The following is a 379-nucleotide window of genomic DNA, read 5'->3' as shown; positions in this document are numbered from 1 at the left end:
GAGGGTGCCGTCTTCGAGGTGACGGTCGACCGGGACGAGGAGCGGCTGCTCGAGGCGACGTATCGCGCCGACGCCGAACGGAACCGCCGTGAGTCGATCCAGGAACGCTTCGACCGGCTCTCCGAGCGATTGCCGAGTCGGGACGAGGAGAAGCGAGACGGTGACGAAGGGAGGGATGGGGGGTCCGAACCAGCTGGTTCGAGGGACTGACACGGCGGCGTGCTGTCGATGCTGGCTGCAGCGTGCCGCCGTCGCTGAATGTCACGGATTTCGCATTAACGATGGTGCCGAACTATGTTGGTTTTGTACTCACATGCCGTTGTGAACTACCCCACCCTACTCGCTCGCTTGCACTCGCTCCTTGAGGGAGGGGCTTCCT

At 63.3% G+C, this 379-nt stretch carries 1 protein-coding gene; it reads left to right on the top strand.

The window, feature by feature from the left end; translation table 11 throughout:
* Window positions 1-210, top strand: a 210-nt coding sequence (locus ACFR99_RS00005; RefSeq protein ID WP_390283065.1) for a helix-loop-helix domain-containing protein, incomplete at its 5' end; no start/stop codon positions are given.
* Between the last annotated feature and the right edge of the window lie 169 nt (window positions 211-379).

The sequence above is a fragment of the Haloarchaeobius amylolyticus genome, assembly GCF_042678045.1.
In the GTDB taxonomy this organism is placed as follows: Archaea; Halobacteriota; Halobacteria; order Halobacteriales; family Natrialbaceae; genus Natrinema; species Natrinema amylolyticus_A.
The sequence above is the reverse complement of the archived record's forward strand: the minus strand, read 5'-3'. Positions and strand labels throughout refer to the sequence as shown.